The sequence below is a fragment of the Leptolyngbya boryana PCC 6306 genome, from assembly GCF_000353285.1.
In the GTDB taxonomy this organism is placed as follows: Bacteria; Cyanobacteriota; Cyanobacteriia; order Leptolyngbyales; family Leptolyngbyaceae; genus Leptolyngbya; species Leptolyngbya boryana.
Genome location: NZ_KB731324.1, coordinates 1,846,348 through 1,859,572, shown reverse-complemented (window position 1 = coordinate 1,859,572; position 13,225 = coordinate 1,846,348). Strand labels below are relative to the sequence as shown.

Sequence of the window (13,225 nt, the reverse complement as noted above, 5' to 3'; positions counted from 1 at the left end):
AGTGATCTCCTGCTCACCACTAGCAGGAGATTTTTTCGTCTATGCATCCTACCAAGTATCATTAATTGAAGGGTTCAAGGGTCGATCCATGAAACAACAATCGGTTTGGCAGTCAGGGATTGTTCGCACTCAGTGGTGTCGTTGACTTGGTACAATCAAATCCGCGAAGGGTAAATAGCATTGCATGTAGGATAGTGAGTGCGCGTACGATATACAATCAACTCCTATTAGTTCTATGTCATAATCCCAGGGTAAGGCAGTGCAATACACAAGAAGCCTATTACATCATCCCAGGCGGCAGGAAGTTATCACCCAAATCAGTCTCAAACAATTGGTGAAGTGGGATATTACTGCTCAGCCTAAAATCATAGGAGAGATGCAACTCAGTTCTTCGATCTCAAAGCATTGGACTGCAAGCCCATCCGCTGTTCTTTTACCAGATTTAGAACGAATTGCAGTGGTTCAATGCCACCTTGAACAAAATTACTTGGAGATCTACGCTTGGGAAGATTTCCGGTTGATCGAGTCGATCGTAATTCCGCCGCTCTCTTCTCCAGATTTAGAGGATGAATTCCTTTCTAGGAACGATCAGAACCCTGAGATAACCCATCTGAGTGTTACTGCTTGTGGGACTTATCTGTATCTTGTTGGAGAAGGTGGACAAGTTTGCCTCTACCATTTAATCCAACATAGATGGTTACATTTAACAGCCATTAGCTTTGTTTGTCGCCACAAAATCATCTTCGATCGCGCACTCCGCTTAATGGTTGTTGAAGCTGCGGATATCGATCTCGCTTATAGCATTTATCGCATTGATGATCTAGAGCAGAATCGGTTGACTCTGATTGGGCAATTTATGGAGGTAAGTGACTGCCATCGGGGCGAATTGCAGTTGCATCCGAGGACAAATGCGATCGTTTGGACGGGCTATCATTGCCGGATCAAGTATCATACATTCCAGGCTGAACAACTGCCTGCTGCGCCAGAAGTCGAGTATGGTTTTTCATCTTGTGATCCCTATCTCGATCAGCAGTGGGGCATCAATTTTCCCTATATCCAGCATCCTCGGAGTCAGGGTTTGTGGCGAAGTTGTTTAGCATTTCCCGATGCAGATACCTTACTATTCGGCGCAGGTTTCGCGATCGTTCAAATTAATGTCACGGATGGGCGAGTCATTGCAGAATATCAAACCCAATCGATTATTCATGAGATCGAATATGATGCCGACCGGCTTCGAGTCATCGCAATCACAAATGATGGGTTGATTTTGATTCCGATCTCTGACTTCGATCCGACAACACCCTATCTTCAATCCCTTTCGCTCCCACCTGCTGCCCAGATATATCCAGCGACACCACCTTCTAAAGGGTCAGCAACGCCATAAGCTCTCACCTAGCTTATGCGGCTTTTATCCAAGATGAAGGTCATCTACTGCGATCGCGCGTTAGTGACAGTTCCGATGTCCCTTGATGAAAGCAGTTTTAGGGATTGCACTACATTTAACGCCTGGAGAACCAAATCCGCTATATTGATCGAAGCTTCCTTGAACCTGCAAGTCTGGGGGAAGCTTGGCAATACTAGTTTTGTACAAGAAAAGGGTTCCTTCAACGATCATTGCACTGGGAAGGTCTTCAATGTACGTGCCGCTAATGGTTAAATTGCCTTTGATAGTGAGTCGATCAGGCAGTCGTTTGAGATTGCCTTCTAGGGTGACGCTACGGTTAATGATGCAGCGTCCTGCTTGCTCAATCGCACCAAATTTTCGCAAGCTCTCACAAGGCTCAGGCGGAGCAGGACGCAGGATGTAAATTCCGCTGGCTAGTAAGGGGAAAATAGAGAGAAGCGATCGCGATCTTAGTCTTGAGAACATTTGAGCCAGTGAATCCTAATTTAGAATACCTACAGATTGTTGCTAGCAGTCCCGGAAAAATTTCTATAGTTAAAGCTAGTTTCACATCATGGCAAAATAGTCAGACATCAACGTCTTAATTTTGTGAATTCGTATTCCAGAATACGCTGAAACGAAATCCAATTCGCGATCGAGACAATTTTGAGACTGCCTTCTTCTTGATCGAACCAAATCGTTCCACCTCCAATCATGACATGCTTCTGTTGTACAGAAATCATGGAGTCATCGACTTGTTTGAGTTCTTGTAAAACATCTTCTGTAAAGACTTGTGGAAAGTCACGGATCAAACTTTCCGGTTCATGATAGACCTTTTGCGATATTGTCACTGGAAATCTTACTAGGTTCGCGAAGGCTTTTGCATCTGCTTGCTCTGCTGCTAGCCGAATTTGATGGATAAACGCTCTCGTTACTGCGGGGTTCCAGCCTGCACGTTTCAACTGCTCATCTAATCGAGATTGAGTTGCGGGTGTTTTTGCTTGTGGCAAATAGGGTTGCCAGCCATTGGGTTCTAAAAGAAAGAAACCTTGTTGCCCTTCGACGAGAAAGAGTTTGACCTTCATTCCTATTTCTAAGGGCTTGGACTGTCGCTGAGAACCCGTTCGTCCCCCGGTTTTGCCGCGCCTTTCATAACGAACTTCGATCGTTTGTCCAGGTTTAAGTGGGGTTTGTCTCGATCTCGTTTTCTCTATGCTTTCTACCTGAATCGTTGCAGTATGAGCATGGATGGTTCCGTAATTAGCTGGAATTTCTTTGCTTTGATCTGACATTACAATTCCAATCACGATGTAGTGCGAGAGCGATTTTAGGTTTTGCTCCGATAGAGGAGGTATCGCAGAATAGACGGGTGAGATGGAAGCCGAGGGGATTGATGTTGTAACTACTATCGCAAGCGCAGCCCATAAAAGTTGATTTTTCATCGTGAGTCAGTCCATGTAAGTTATCTACTCAGGTTTCCCTCCTTGATGTTTAGATTTCGCTCAATGCTCTGATTGATAAAGCCGAAGAAAGCCCCCGTCAAACCATTCTGCATAGTGAAATGGCAGTGTTCCAGAGAGGAGCATCTGACCTCGACAGTAAAGAAAACAGATTTCTTTAGAAAAATGATAGTGCAAACTCTGCAATCCTTTTCTCAATGCAGAACGATCGCCATTCTGCCAGAGTCGTGCTAAATGGGAGGATAAACAATTCAGAAAAAACTCAGCTTTTGGTAAAGAGGGATCGGTTGCCAAAGTTGCTAGCTCATCTTCCCGATTCCTCCAATCGACAACCATTTCCCAAGCTTCTATCGGGGACGAACAAGATTCAAGCGCAGCCCAAGCGACTAACTCCAGGTAAGTAGGTTCATTGACATTAGCAAATAACGCGATCGCATCTGCTGGCGTTTCAATTTCTAAAACAGTCAATAAAGTCATCGCATGATGATACACACGACCCGTCACAAGTCGATATTGCTTGCCATACGCCTCAAAAGGAATCGTATGGGGATACTGCAATTTTGCTTGTTTCAACTGCTGTAAACAGAGCTTGTGAAATCCTGGTTCAGGGTAAGGCGGATCAAAAAACATCCAATCTAAACTCAAACTGTCTTTGTCCTGTCTGACCGAAGCACAATCTAAATAACGCCATAGCTTCTCAGCTTGAATTACACAGCGTTGCAGGTTTGGATAAGTAGCGAGGCAATCGAGAATTTCCGTAAAGAGTTCGCGATCGAGTAGATTCGCGATCGACATTTGATTCAACAATTCATATCGAATTCCTTCCACCTGATTCGGCGTATACAAACGAGCCTGATCTTCAAAGAGCAGGAGATAGAGGCTAGCTGTTTCCTCAAGCTCATCTAAAATCTGAGGAATAAGCAAGGGTTGATCGGAACTAGCAGAGGATGCAAAGCGCACATTCCATTGAATTTCGTCCAGAACTTCAATTCCCTCAACCGCTGGAAGACATGCCCAATTTCGAGCAACCTGCATTATCTTGAACGCAGTGCGATAGGGAATACAGTACATCCGATAGAAACTCCCCGGATGCCACAAACAAATCGGTTCATTGCAAGACTGACCTTGAAGCTGATCAATCAGTTCCCAAATCGCCCAATTTTGATAAGTTTGCGGTAATTTCCAACTGTGATCGCGAATCAGTTGCTGGCTATCTCTGATCAAGAAGTGATTGGCTCCGCTAAGTTCTGAAAAATCGCACTCATTTTCATAAATTTCATGCGCCTGAAAGCACTGCCAAAACGATTCATTCTGTGCATGATGCGCCAAAAACTCAATCAGCGCTGAATCGTCATATCGAGTCAAGGCTCTGCGACTATGGCGACCAGAAAACAACACATCAGAATCGTTCTGTGCGATCGCTAATGTGTATCCATCGATTACAACAAACGTTTTTCCCATGCTTATCTCTAAAAATTAAACACACAGCTCTAACCCTGAAACTTGCTCTAGAAGTGGAGCCGCGAAGGATTCACAGCGAGGCATGAGCTTTGGAAGTTCAATCCGCAGTAATGCGATCGCAGCATCAACATCCTCACAATCATAGTAGAGATGTTCCAAATGATATGCTAGTAAGCCTTCAGGAATTTCTGCACTCCCGAAGCAGTTGCTAGAAGCCCAGATGATGAAAGATTCTGCTGAGCGATCGCACTCCAGAGCCAACAAATAAGCTCGAATAAAAAATTCCTCTGAGTCGTTCAGCGAAATTTGAGCCGTTTCAATCACACCTTGTTTGAGGCATACTGCCGCACCTTTAGTCGCAATCTCTAGCAAATCATAGGCAGGTTTCTCTTGAGCCAAAATCTGAGCGTCTGCCCAAGCAATCAGGCATTGCTCGGAAACAATACCCATATCCCAAAGGGTAAGTGCAATTGAGAGAGGAGTTATGCGATCGTCATTCAGCATTGAAATCCCGAGTTTTGTCCATATTGCTATCAGTCTACTTTGAGATCATCTTCAACAAACGATGTTATGATTTCAGCAAATTATGCCCAGTGAACCATTGATGCCAAAACTATCCCTCAAGCTCAATTGGTTGAGATTCAATCAAAGTTCTTTCACCCTGTTTGCAATCCTATTTGCAATAGTTGTGATGATTGCCCTCTTCTTTCGAGATGAATGGATTCGACCGCTGCTAGGAGATGTTCTGATCGTCATGGTGATTGCTTACTTTGTTCATGCTTTTGTTGCGGTTCCACTTCGGAAAATTGCAATCGGGACGCTCATTTTTGCTTACCTAATCGAGTTTCTTCAGTTCCTGAATCTCATTGATATTCTCGGGTGGCGCAACTCCGAACTCGCTCATCTCACAATCGGATCTACCTTCGATTGGCGAGATTTGATCGCTTACACTCTTGGAATTGCGATCGTTCTTCTCACTACCAATCGTTTGAAGCTATAAACCAGGACCATTTTCCTTCTAATGGATGGAGCTTATATCCAGCCGCACCCAACGGGCTTTGTTTTAGATTGGGTTGATACGCAAAGCCGTAGGAAACCGTGTCTGGCCCTAAGCCATCTCCATGATGATACGTTCGGAAATAGTGGTCATCCCCATCACCAGCAAAGTAATCCTCAACCTGATAGATTCCGAGTTTAGAATTCAGTTCTCGTCCTTCTGGGGGCTTTTCAGGATGCGCCGCAAGCCACTGTTCAAAGGCAGGTCGGGAGAATGCAAAAGCAACCCGTCGAGGCACGTAGAACTTCAGCAGACCATAGGAAATAGCAAGCATGAGAGCGATTGCAATCACTGGGCGCATTGAACTTTGATTGCGCCATGCTTGAAGCGTCGATATCGCAACCCAACCAATTAGAATCAGCCAGAGAAGTGCGATCGCAACAAAGACAACAAATCCATTGAGCAATCCAGGATAGATGCTCAATACGAGCGTCAAGCTGCAAGTAAAAAGGGCAAATAACAATAGAAGCCGCATTCTTCAGTTATCCTATCGAACATTCATCATTTCCTTGAGATGACGCAAACGCGCTTTACTCAAACGAGTTGGACATTGTTTCGTTCTCATTTGATTGCCAAAAAACTGTGATTCAAATTTACAATACTCAGCCTGGTAACGATCCCAAAGCTGTTGAATCTTATCTTGCTGAGGTGTAAGCTGCGATCGCACATCCTCGTCTGGCTCGTAAGTAGCGATTCCCTTCAAGTCAGCAATGCGATCGTTATTCAGCTTTGCAAGACAGCGATGATAGACCATCGGTGCCATAGAACCCTCTTTAACGGGTTCAACCAACTCATTACAGTGCGCCCTATGATAGTCTTGCCAGAACATTTCAGCATTCTTAAATGCTCGCCCATGCTGCCAAGAGAGTCTTCTGAGCCAATCTTGTAAAATGCGCGATCGCAGCGACTGAGTCATTTGTGACCAATAGACTGCGCATCGATTCAACCCTATCTGCGTACCATCCACACAATTTAGCTCCCGAATTCCAGGCAGTGCATCACCTCTAAAAAGATCCAACCCGCGAGAAGGCGCTGCAAAAAAGTCTTCAAGTTGCTCCAATCGAGCCTGTCTGAGACGCTGATGACATTCCGCCAATCTAAGATTATTGAATGGAAATATCGCTTTTTCTACTTGGCAGTGCTGAGTTCGATAGTCCTCCCACTGGCGTTGCACTGATGAATTTCTCAGCTTGAGTTGATCGAGTAAGGATTCAAATCGAGGATCACGAGATTGGCGGGTGATGATCTGCCCTCCCCATTGCAATTCTAAAATGCGATCGTTGTTCAGTTTCGCCAAACACACAGACATTGCCAGCGGGAAATCTGGCTGATTGCGTAAACGTTGGGTCATTTGCTGACAGTGTTGAGTTTGAAACTTCGCCCAGGATTGATCTGCGATCGCAAGTTGACGCTGAAGGTGTGGAGGAAATTGTGATTCAACATCCCGATGAACTGATGATTTGAGCAAATGGGTTACTTCTGCCCAATACCTCGCACAGCGATATTCACCCGCCTCAAGTTGTTGAACACAATCGAGTTGAGCGATTCCAGCAAATCCTAGTACCACCGCTGGAGGCTGTAGAGGAGGAGCAGATTTAGCATTGGGTACAGGAGTCGCTTTGATAGGCTCCATCGCAAGCTGACTCCCGACTAAAACGACACTCACAGCGATCGCAACTTTAAATTTCATCATGATTACCAATCCTGAGATGCCCTAAACCAATACCAATCTTCTACAACTGGATGATACTCATAAATATCTTTTCCAAAACGCTCGCTTCCATGCGGATTGGGTCGATGCACAAATCCATAAGCGGCAGAATTAAACAGAAATCCATGCCAACCTGTTTGTAAATAGATTCCACCCTGAGAATCGATATCACAGTCTTTGATTTGATAGATCCCTAATTGCGGCTTGAGAAGGTCTCGACACAGTTTGACTAGCTTCGCTTCATCCGCAATAAAAGCATCAAAGGCAGGACGAGACAATGAAAATGCGATCGTTTGGGGCAGATTGATCCGGATCAAAATAGACGTAAGAAACAGAACAAGACAGGTCACAACAACAAGCTGCTTCAGAAATCGCCTGGGTTGTCTTTTGGGTAATGATTCTGCTGGAGGGCGAATCTGACTGTTCCAACGCCGTCGCGACCAAATCACAAACCCAAACGCCAGCAGCAGGATGAGAATCCCGAGAGGAGTTGTCAGCAACCAATACAATGGCAAAATGAGGCTCCATTCAACATCCGTTAATGCTCCAGGAAAGCAACTGACCCAAAGCAATCCTAAGCAAAATAATTGCACACCTAAGAACAGTACAATCCAAAAATAGTACATCATTACTCCAGTAAATATCTCCCTGACTCAGGTTCGCAAGCTTCTGCCTATAGGTCTAGGCAAGCTACCCACAGAAGTCTTTCTAGTCGTCCTTGAAAAACCTAGAAGCGTAATCGGGATGAGGCTTCTAAGCAATGAGCAACAATGATAATATTGCAAGAAAATCACTCAAACTGTTCAAAATCTTGCAAAACCCATGACCGGATTCTCGAAAACACCATCCGGAAAATCAAGCTCAGAAGCTCCAAAACTGAAAGCCCAACTGAACGCGCAGCATGCGTTGTTCAAACTGGCAAATCTGCTGGACTGGGAGAGTTTGGAGCAAGACTTTGGCACAACGATGACCACCGACGGAGGGCGACCGCCATTGCCTGTACGGTTGATGGTGGGACTGCATTACCTGAAGGCGTTGTACAACGAGAGCGATGAATCAGTCGTGGCAAAATGGGTGGAAAACCCATACTGGCAGTACTTTTGCGGAGAAGAGACCTTTCAGCATCAGTTGCCTTGTCATCCATCGAGTTTAGGGAACTGGCGACGACGAGTCGGAGTCGATGGACTGGAAAAACTGCTGTCACAAGTGATCAAGACCGCCATGCAATGCGAGGCATTGTCACCCCAGGATGTGAAGCAAGTGATTGTCGATACGACCGTGCAAGAGAAAGCCATCGCGTTTCCTACCGATGCGCGGTTGTACGACAAAGCCAGACGAACGCTGGTGCGGATGGCCCGAAAACATCAGGTGAAGTTGCGACAAACTTACGTGCGGGTGGGCAAACAAGTATTGCTCAAACAAAGTCGCTATGCCGCTGCTCGACAAGGACGACGCGCTCAGAAGCAAACCCGCATCTTACGCACCTACTTGGGACGAGTGATTCGAGATTTAGAACGCAAACTGAAGCCGATGCCCGAAGCCGTTGCGGTCTTGCTCAAATCTGCCAAGCGAATCTATCAACAGCAGAAGCAGGACAAAGGCAAGTGCTACAGCATTCACGCTCCAGAAGTCGAGTGCATCGCCAAAGGCAAAGCGCACAAACCCTACGAGTTTGGCTGCAAAGTCGTGCTGACGACCACGAACGCCAGCAATTGGATTGTGGGCATTGCTGCCCAGCATGGCAACCCGTATGATGGCTCCACTCTCACTCCCGCCATTGAGCAAGTCGAGCGACTCACAGACATTCGTCCCAACCATGCCACCGTGGATCAGGGATTTCGGGGCAAAGACCATCACCCGCAGGATGTCGAAGTTCTCGTCTGTGACACCCGCAAACGCACCGGGAAGGCGCGACGATTGTTCAAACGGCGGAGTGCCATTGAGCCTGTGATTGGACATAGCAAAAGCGACCACTGTTTAGGGCGCAACTATCTCAAAGGGCAGCTTGGCGATAGTCTCAATGCTTTACTCGCAGGGTGCGGGTTCAATCTTCGCAAATTGTTTCGCGCTGTGATGGTTCTAGAGGTAGAACCTGCTTAGGTTCTACGATTTCGCATAGTGTTTTTCAAGGACGACTTTCTAGTTTCGTTGAAGTGATTGGTGGCTAAATCCTGCTCAATGATTTGGGCTTTTGTCTGAGCCACTTTTCAATTCACAAGAGTGTCGGTAGTCCTAAAGGCAGAACATAACGCCTGCCATCACCGCCTGATGATTTGATCCATGACCAGCGCAATCGAAGGAGATCGCTTTGAACCAGAACTTTAACTTTTCCGGCTTGGGATTTTGATTAGGGCATATTGGCGCTCGCTGACTAGGGGGTAATTTCGAGGCAATTTGAGTTCCAATCTAGTGCCAATTAACGCTCCCAATCGAGGTAAGTCGTACTAGATTCTGTACTAACTCTACCGCAGTGCCGAAGCCTCCTGTGCATGAGAAAAGCCTTGCAAGTGTTACCTTGCAAGGCTTTCATCTAATCGGAGCGGCGGGATTTGAACCCACGACCCCTACTACCCCAAGGTAGACAGTAAATCCTAAAAATGCTTATTCCATAAGCATTTTAGCATTCTCAATAGCTGGTATGCCAGAAATCATGCCAGCTATTGAGTTGCAGCTAACGACTCTTACTGAAACGAAGTAGAGGTCGTCAACCATTATCTAAGTTACCTGTTCATTCATTATTTTAAAGTAACTTAGGCAACTTAGGTAACTTATAGCTGAAGTTCTTGCTCTTACTAAGTTTTAGAAGTTACGTTTTTTGAAGCACAAGGTAACTAAGGGTAACTGAAGAAGGTGAGAGCAAGATATTTTATGGCCATGAAAATGCTCTTGAAAATGCTGGCTTTGCCGCTAGCAACCAGTATATGATGCGTATCGTCTTCGTCGTTGTATTTCCCTGTAGAGGGCAAATACTCGAAAACAAAGGCTTGACGATTGAGAACCTGAAGCAGGCGTTTTAGTTCAGGAGCATCAAGTGACTGTTTAGTGTATGCTTAGATACATAGGTTTTGACCTTACAGCAGTTCAATTCTGGAACGAAAAACTCGATATAATACCGATTCTGAGTGTTTAGCTGATCACTTGGACAAAGTTTCTAATAAATCTGATGACTCACCTTTCGATTTGATCGGATGAGTTGCGGATAGCAATGATGACTTTGCCCGCCCAACAAGTTTGCAAATTTTCTGTCTGACCTAATGTATCAGGCGAAATCGTTGGTGTCTGCAACGACATAGCTCCCTGAACAGCACAGGAGTTGCGATCATTGATTTAGAGGTAGATACTGCCAAGTTTTCCACTCAATGTCGTTGCAGTCATTTATAGGATCAATTGCGGAAACCACCGTTGATGGCAGAGTTAGCGATTTGCATCACTTTTTCCTTGTCCCCATTCTTGACAACTACTGTGTACAATACACCCCTCTCTTTCCAGGATAGAAAGGCGTTGTAGTAGGCTCCTCGAAAGAGTCTGTACTGTGCTTTCTTACCCTTCGCAAGTGTGACTCCTTCAACAATGTCTCCACTGCTTCCTTGATCAAAATTTCCACCTTGTTCTGCACTAAATGAGCCGATGTAGCAGTAAGTTCCATCACAATCAGGGCTGGCGATGAATTCGATCGAATAACCCTTCGGTTTAACGCTTGTTCGCCAATAGATATTGCCCTCACCACGAAACGGCAATATCTCTGGTATGAGAAGTGGAATACGAACCCGTCGCAAAGCTTGAACAACTTGATTCATAGGCAGTCCGACATTAGCAGACGCAGGACGAATTGTGAGTGTTGAAATACTCAGAGAAAGGGCAAGGATGAGGGTTGGCAGTGCAATTGCTGACAAAAGTTTGGAACGCATATTTTTTCAGATTGGAACGAGCGTGATTAGTGTGCCCATTGAAAGCACAATTCATTTGGTGAAGATTTGGGCAATCTAGCTTTAATGATTTTGGATGTATCTATGTCGCTTGACGCTGGAAAACTGCTTGTACGTACTACAATGGCAGTTAGTCTAATTGCAATTAATACCCATGTCTTTAGCTTCAATGCACAAGCCAATGACAGTGAAGATAGCTGTGCTGGAATGATTGAAGCTGTAGCTTCAAGAATGTCGTATGGGCGTAATTTAACCATTGATTACAGTCGTCGTGATGTTACACGAATGTACGATGATGCTCCCAGTGGGCGGCCGATCGAGCAAGTGCTTCTAATGCAAGGATCTAGCACTGACGCAATTCTCAATTCGCCTGCATTTATGCAAACTCGTGCTAGGACGATTATGGAGAGCTGCAAAAATGTTGGTGCCGTCACCTTTGCCCTGAAAGGCAGTAGTTACGGCATAACCTTCGGTTTAATGCCAAACGAAACCGTGAAGAAGTTTTCTTGCACTGAGTCCACTCCTGTTGCATGGGGACAAGTGCTTTGTGGAGGCTGGTAGTACGTTTTGGATGTCAATAAAATATCAGTATGCTATTGGAAAAGTCTGTAATCTCGAATCTAAGTAGGGAATTCTTGAAATTATCGTTCACCTACGGCATCACATGAACAAGTGGCAATCTCTCCTTGCGTTTTGCTTTACAGCTGCGGCAATCTGTACGATCACTAAACCGCTCCAAGCATCAACCGCACTGCCGATGACCCTTTCCACCAGTGAAGGGTACTACACGATGAAGGTTTCAGACAATGATACGACTAGATCTGCATACGGGGGAGGTTTGCGCGTTTACGATGTCCACATCGCCAAAATGTTTGAAGTGACATATCGAGTTTGCACAACAGGTCGTCTCTCCCCTGGCGCAAATTGGACCTACCTTGCTGGCAATGGTTCGATTAATATGGGCAATTTCTACATCAGTTGCGACTTAGCAAGCGACATTGCTATTGCTTATGGACTTGGAAATCCCGAACGCACTACAATCCTTCACTTCGCAGGCGAAGAAGCAGAAGGTGAGCCACGCACAGAAGGCATTCCGATTCTGAATATCACTGGGGGCAAGATCGATCGTTGGATGAATTTCACCCGCAACTTTAAGCCGGCGAGGTAACAAGCACGATGACATCAAGCAAATCTTGGATTTATACAAGTTTCGTTACAGGAGCGGTTGCTGCTGTCCTGGCTCCGAGTGGTGCAATTGCTCAAATGCCCGTATACATGGGAAAAGCATCAACTGGAGAACCTGTCTATTACATCGGGGCAAAAGCGCAGTGTGGCGATTTACCCCGCGACCATCAGTGTTGGCAGAATCCAATGATCAGTTACACGATCGGACGCGATCAGGTTGCCGCGATCCCAAATTGTAAGCAAGGCGTTTTTGCAGAAATTTGGGTTGACGGAAAGCTGGTGACACGAAACATGAAACCAGCATCGAAGGCAATTCAGGCTGTACTAGAAACAGGCTGTAATTCAGTCAAAATCTCTCCCTAGCAGACGTTGAGTGTGATGAAGAGAAAAGTAACAATTGGATTCGTTATAGCAGCACTATCGGTCACAAACGCGACCATAGTGATTGCTCTACCAGTGCCCAATCAGAATGGTGATTACACCAATACAAGAAAAGGACAGGGGCATATCAATTGGCAAGTGGTTGACCCCGATCCAGCAGGGTTGAATTGTCGAATGGCAAAGCAATTTCAGGGCTTTGCCTTGGATGCAATGAACACGCCCGACGAACTGATGTCGCGAGACTATACGCCGAACGTCAGCAGTTGGGAAGTGATCCACCAATTTCCTCCTGGTGAAAAACTATGGGCGATCACCGGCAACGTAACGACTCAGCATATCCAGTTCGACGATCGGGGTAAGCCGTGGTTAGGGGTCAGAGTTCCATATCAAGGTGGCAATGAAATCATTGATTGCTTTGTTCGCGCCAATCGCCGCTTTATTAAGCCGATCTAGGATATTTCTGATTCAAGTTGGTAGCACATAGTTTGTCGTGGGTACATTACTGTTGTAGGCGCTCCCTAAAGCCTACCGATTGTCTGCGCGTTAGACGGAAAGCCCTGTGAATTTGGGCAACTTCATGCTCTCAACAATTAAATACTTTCTGCTCCCGTCTCTTGTGTCACTTACGGTCAGTTATTACACTGACTATCATTTGCAGAA

The 13,225-nt window shown here is 45.7% G+C and carries 15 protein-coding genes; 7 read left to right on the top strand and 8 right to left on the bottom strand.

Translation table 11 applies throughout. The annotated features are described in order from the left end of the window. The first annotated feature begins 376 nt into the window (after positions 1–376). Complete coding sequence (locus LEPBO_RS0109215; protein WP_017287267.1) at positions 377–1,384, top strand: hypothetical protein; 1,008 nt, start codon at positions 377–379, stop codon at positions 1,382–1,384. A gap of 60 nt (positions 1,385–1,444) precedes the next feature. Here the strand turns inward: LEPBO_RS0109215 and LEPBO_RS0109210 are convergent, their stop codons facing one another. The 4 genes from LEPBO_RS0109210 to LEPBO_RS0109195 form a co-directional block, all read right to left on the bottom strand. Beyond that, positions 1,445–1,870: a translocation/assembly module TamB domain-containing protein gene (locus LEPBO_RS0109210; RefSeq protein ID WP_017287266.1), complete on the bottom strand. Its 426-nt coding sequence runs from the start codon at positions 1,868–1,870 to the stop codon at positions 1,445–1,447. 107 nt (positions 1,871–1,977) lie between these two features. Next, the gene (locus LEPBO_RS0109205) at positions 1,978–2,676 is read right to left on the bottom strand and encodes a hypothetical protein (RefSeq protein WP_017287265.1); all 699 of its coding nucleotides are present in this window, start codon (positions 2,674–2,676) and stop codon (positions 1,978–1,980) included. Positions 2,677–2,886: 210 nt separating this feature from the next. Continuing rightward, complete coding sequence (locus LEPBO_RS0109200) at positions 2,887–4,305, bottom strand: hypothetical protein (RefSeq protein ID WP_017287264.1); 1,419 nt, start codon at positions 4,303–4,305, stop codon at positions 2,887–2,889. Positions 4,306–4,320: 15 nt separating this feature from the next. After that, positions 4,321–4,755: a hypothetical protein gene (locus LEPBO_RS0109195; RefSeq protein ID WP_197693281.1), complete on the bottom strand. Its 435-nt coding sequence runs from the start codon at positions 4,753–4,755 to the stop codon at positions 4,321–4,323. Between the two features lie 136 nt (positions 4,756–4,891). Here LEPBO_RS0109195 and LEPBO_RS0109190 point away from each other — a divergent pair, with 136 nt between their 5' ends. Beyond that, a complete protein-coding gene (locus LEPBO_RS0109190) occupies positions 4,892–5,305 on the top strand; it encodes a ribosomal maturation YjgA family protein (protein WP_017287262.1) in 414 nt (137 codons plus the stop codon). On the opposite strand, the gene LEPBO_RS36605 is transcribed toward LEPBO_RS0109190, so the two are convergent. From LEPBO_RS36605 to LEPBO_RS0109175, 3 genes are read right to left on the bottom strand one after another with little or no spacing between them, the layout of a single operon-like run. After that, positions 5,283–5,837 (bottom strand): hypothetical protein, encoded by a 555-nt coding sequence (locus LEPBO_RS36605; RefSeq protein ID WP_017287261.1) that lies wholly within the window; start codon positions 5,835–5,837, stop codon positions 5,283–5,285. The two genes, LEPBO_RS0109190 and LEPBO_RS36605, sit on opposite strands and share 23 nt — an antisense overlap. A gap of 12 nt (positions 5,838–5,849) precedes the next feature. Continuing rightward, positions 5,850–7,055, bottom strand: coding sequence for a lysozyme inhibitor LprI family protein (locus LEPBO_RS0109180; protein WP_017287260.1), 1,206 nt, complete (start codon positions 7,053–7,055; stop codon positions 5,850–5,852). 2 nt (positions 7,056–7,057) lie between these two features. Next, complete coding sequence (locus LEPBO_RS0109175) at positions 7,058–7,702, bottom strand: hypothetical protein (protein WP_144056176.1); 645 nt, start codon at positions 7,700–7,702, stop codon at positions 7,058–7,060. Positions 7,703–7,895: 193 nt separating this feature from the next. On the opposite strand from LEPBO_RS0109175, the gene LEPBO_RS0109170 reads away from it, so the two are divergent. Next, entirely contained in the window at positions 7,896–9,173 is a 1,278-nt protein-coding gene (locus LEPBO_RS0109170; protein WP_017285711.1) for an IS5 family transposase, read from the top strand. 1,283 nt (positions 9,174–10,456) lie between these two features. Here the strand turns inward: LEPBO_RS0109170 and LEPBO_RS39925 are convergent. Next, positions 10,457–10,981, bottom strand: coding sequence for a hypothetical protein (locus LEPBO_RS39925; RefSeq protein WP_051077785.1), 525 nt, complete (start codon positions 10,979–10,981; stop codon positions 10,457–10,459). A gap of 141 nt (positions 10,982–11,122) precedes the next feature. Here LEPBO_RS39925 and LEPBO_RS0109150 point away from each other — a divergent pair, with 141 nt between their 5' ends. The 4 genes from LEPBO_RS0109150 to LEPBO_RS36595 all read left to right on the top strand — a co-directional run bounded on the left by LEPBO_RS0109150 (position 11,123) and on the right by LEPBO_RS36595 (position 13,018). Further along, positions 11,123–11,560, top strand: a complete 438-nt coding sequence (locus LEPBO_RS0109150; protein ID WP_017287255.1) for a hypothetical protein — start codon at positions 11,123–11,125, stop codon at positions 11,558–11,560. A 103-nt stretch (positions 11,561–11,663) separates the two neighbouring features. Continuing rightward, the gene (locus LEPBO_RS0109145; RefSeq protein WP_017287254.1) at positions 11,664–12,167 is read left to right on the top strand and encodes a hypothetical protein; all 504 of its coding nucleotides are present in this window, start codon (positions 11,664–11,666) and stop codon (positions 12,165–12,167) included. An 8-nt stretch (positions 12,168–12,175) separates the two neighbouring features. Further along, a complete protein-coding gene (locus tag LEPBO_RS0109140) occupies positions 12,176–12,547 on the top strand; it encodes a hypothetical protein (protein ID WP_017287253.1) in 372 nt (123 codons plus the stop codon). A 78-nt stretch (positions 12,548–12,625) separates the two neighbouring features. Continuing rightward, positions 12,626–13,018 (top strand): hypothetical protein, encoded by a 393-nt coding sequence (locus LEPBO_RS36595; protein WP_017287252.1) that lies wholly within the window; start codon positions 12,626–12,628, stop codon positions 13,016–13,018. Positions 13,019–13,225: the final 207 nt, after the last annotated feature.

What these genes read in the sequence shown, in the direction of transcription:
- LEPBO_RS0109175 (WP_144056176.1), bottom strand. Translation starts at nt 7,702, where the DNA reads ATGATGTACTATTTTTGGATTGTACTGTTCTTAGGTGTGCAATTATTT.
- LEPBO_RS0109195 (WP_197693281.1), bottom strand. Translation starts at nt 4,755, where the DNA reads ATGGGTATTGTTTCCGAGCAATGCCTGATTGCTTGGGCAGACGCTCAG.
- LEPBO_RS0109180 (WP_017287260.1), bottom strand. Translation starts at nt 7,055, where the DNA reads ATGATGAAATTTAAAGTTGCGATCGCTGTGAGTGTCGTTTTAGTCGGG.
- LEPBO_RS0109190 (WP_017287262.1), top strand. Translation starts at nt 4,892, where the DNA reads ATGCCCAGTGAACCATTGATGCCAAAACTATCCCTCAAGCTCAATTGG.
- LEPBO_RS0109205 (WP_017287265.1), bottom strand. Translation starts at nt 2,676, where the DNA reads ATGTCAGATCAAAGCAAAGAAATTCCAGCTAATTACGGAACCATCCAT.
- LEPBO_RS0109200 (WP_017287264.1), bottom strand. Translation starts at nt 4,305, where the DNA reads ATGGGAAAAACGTTTGTTGTAATCGATGGATACACATTAGCGATCGCA.
- LEPBO_RS39925 (WP_051077785.1), bottom strand. Translation starts at nt 10,981, where the DNA reads ATGCGTTCCAAACTTTTGTCAGCAATTGCACTGCCAACCCTCATCCTT.
- LEPBO_RS0109210 (WP_017287266.1), bottom strand. Translation starts at nt 1,870, where the DNA reads ATGTTCTCAAGACTAAGATCGCGATCGCTTCTCTCTATTTTCCCCTTA.
- LEPBO_RS0109140 (WP_017287253.1), top strand. Translation starts at nt 12,176, where the DNA reads ATGACATCAAGCAAATCTTGGATTTATACAAGTTTCGTTACAGGAGCG.
- LEPBO_RS0109145 (WP_017287254.1), top strand. Translation starts at nt 11,664, where the DNA reads ATGAACAAGTGGCAATCTCTCCTTGCGTTTTGCTTTACAGCTGCGGCA.
- LEPBO_RS36605 (WP_017287261.1), bottom strand. Translation starts at nt 5,837, where the DNA reads ATGCGGCTTCTATTGTTATTTGCCCTTTTTACTTGCAGCTTGACGCTC.
- LEPBO_RS0109150 (WP_017287255.1), top strand. Translation starts at nt 11,123, where the DNA reads ATGGCAGTTAGTCTAATTGCAATTAATACCCATGTCTTTAGCTTCAAT.
- LEPBO_RS0109215 (WP_017287267.1), top strand. Translation starts at nt 377, where the DNA reads ATGCAACTCAGTTCTTCGATCTCAAAGCATTGGACTGCAAGCCCATCC.
- LEPBO_RS0109170 (WP_017285711.1), top strand. Translation starts at nt 7,896, where the DNA reads ATGACCGGATTCTCGAAAACACCATCCGGAAAATCAAGCTCAGAAGCT.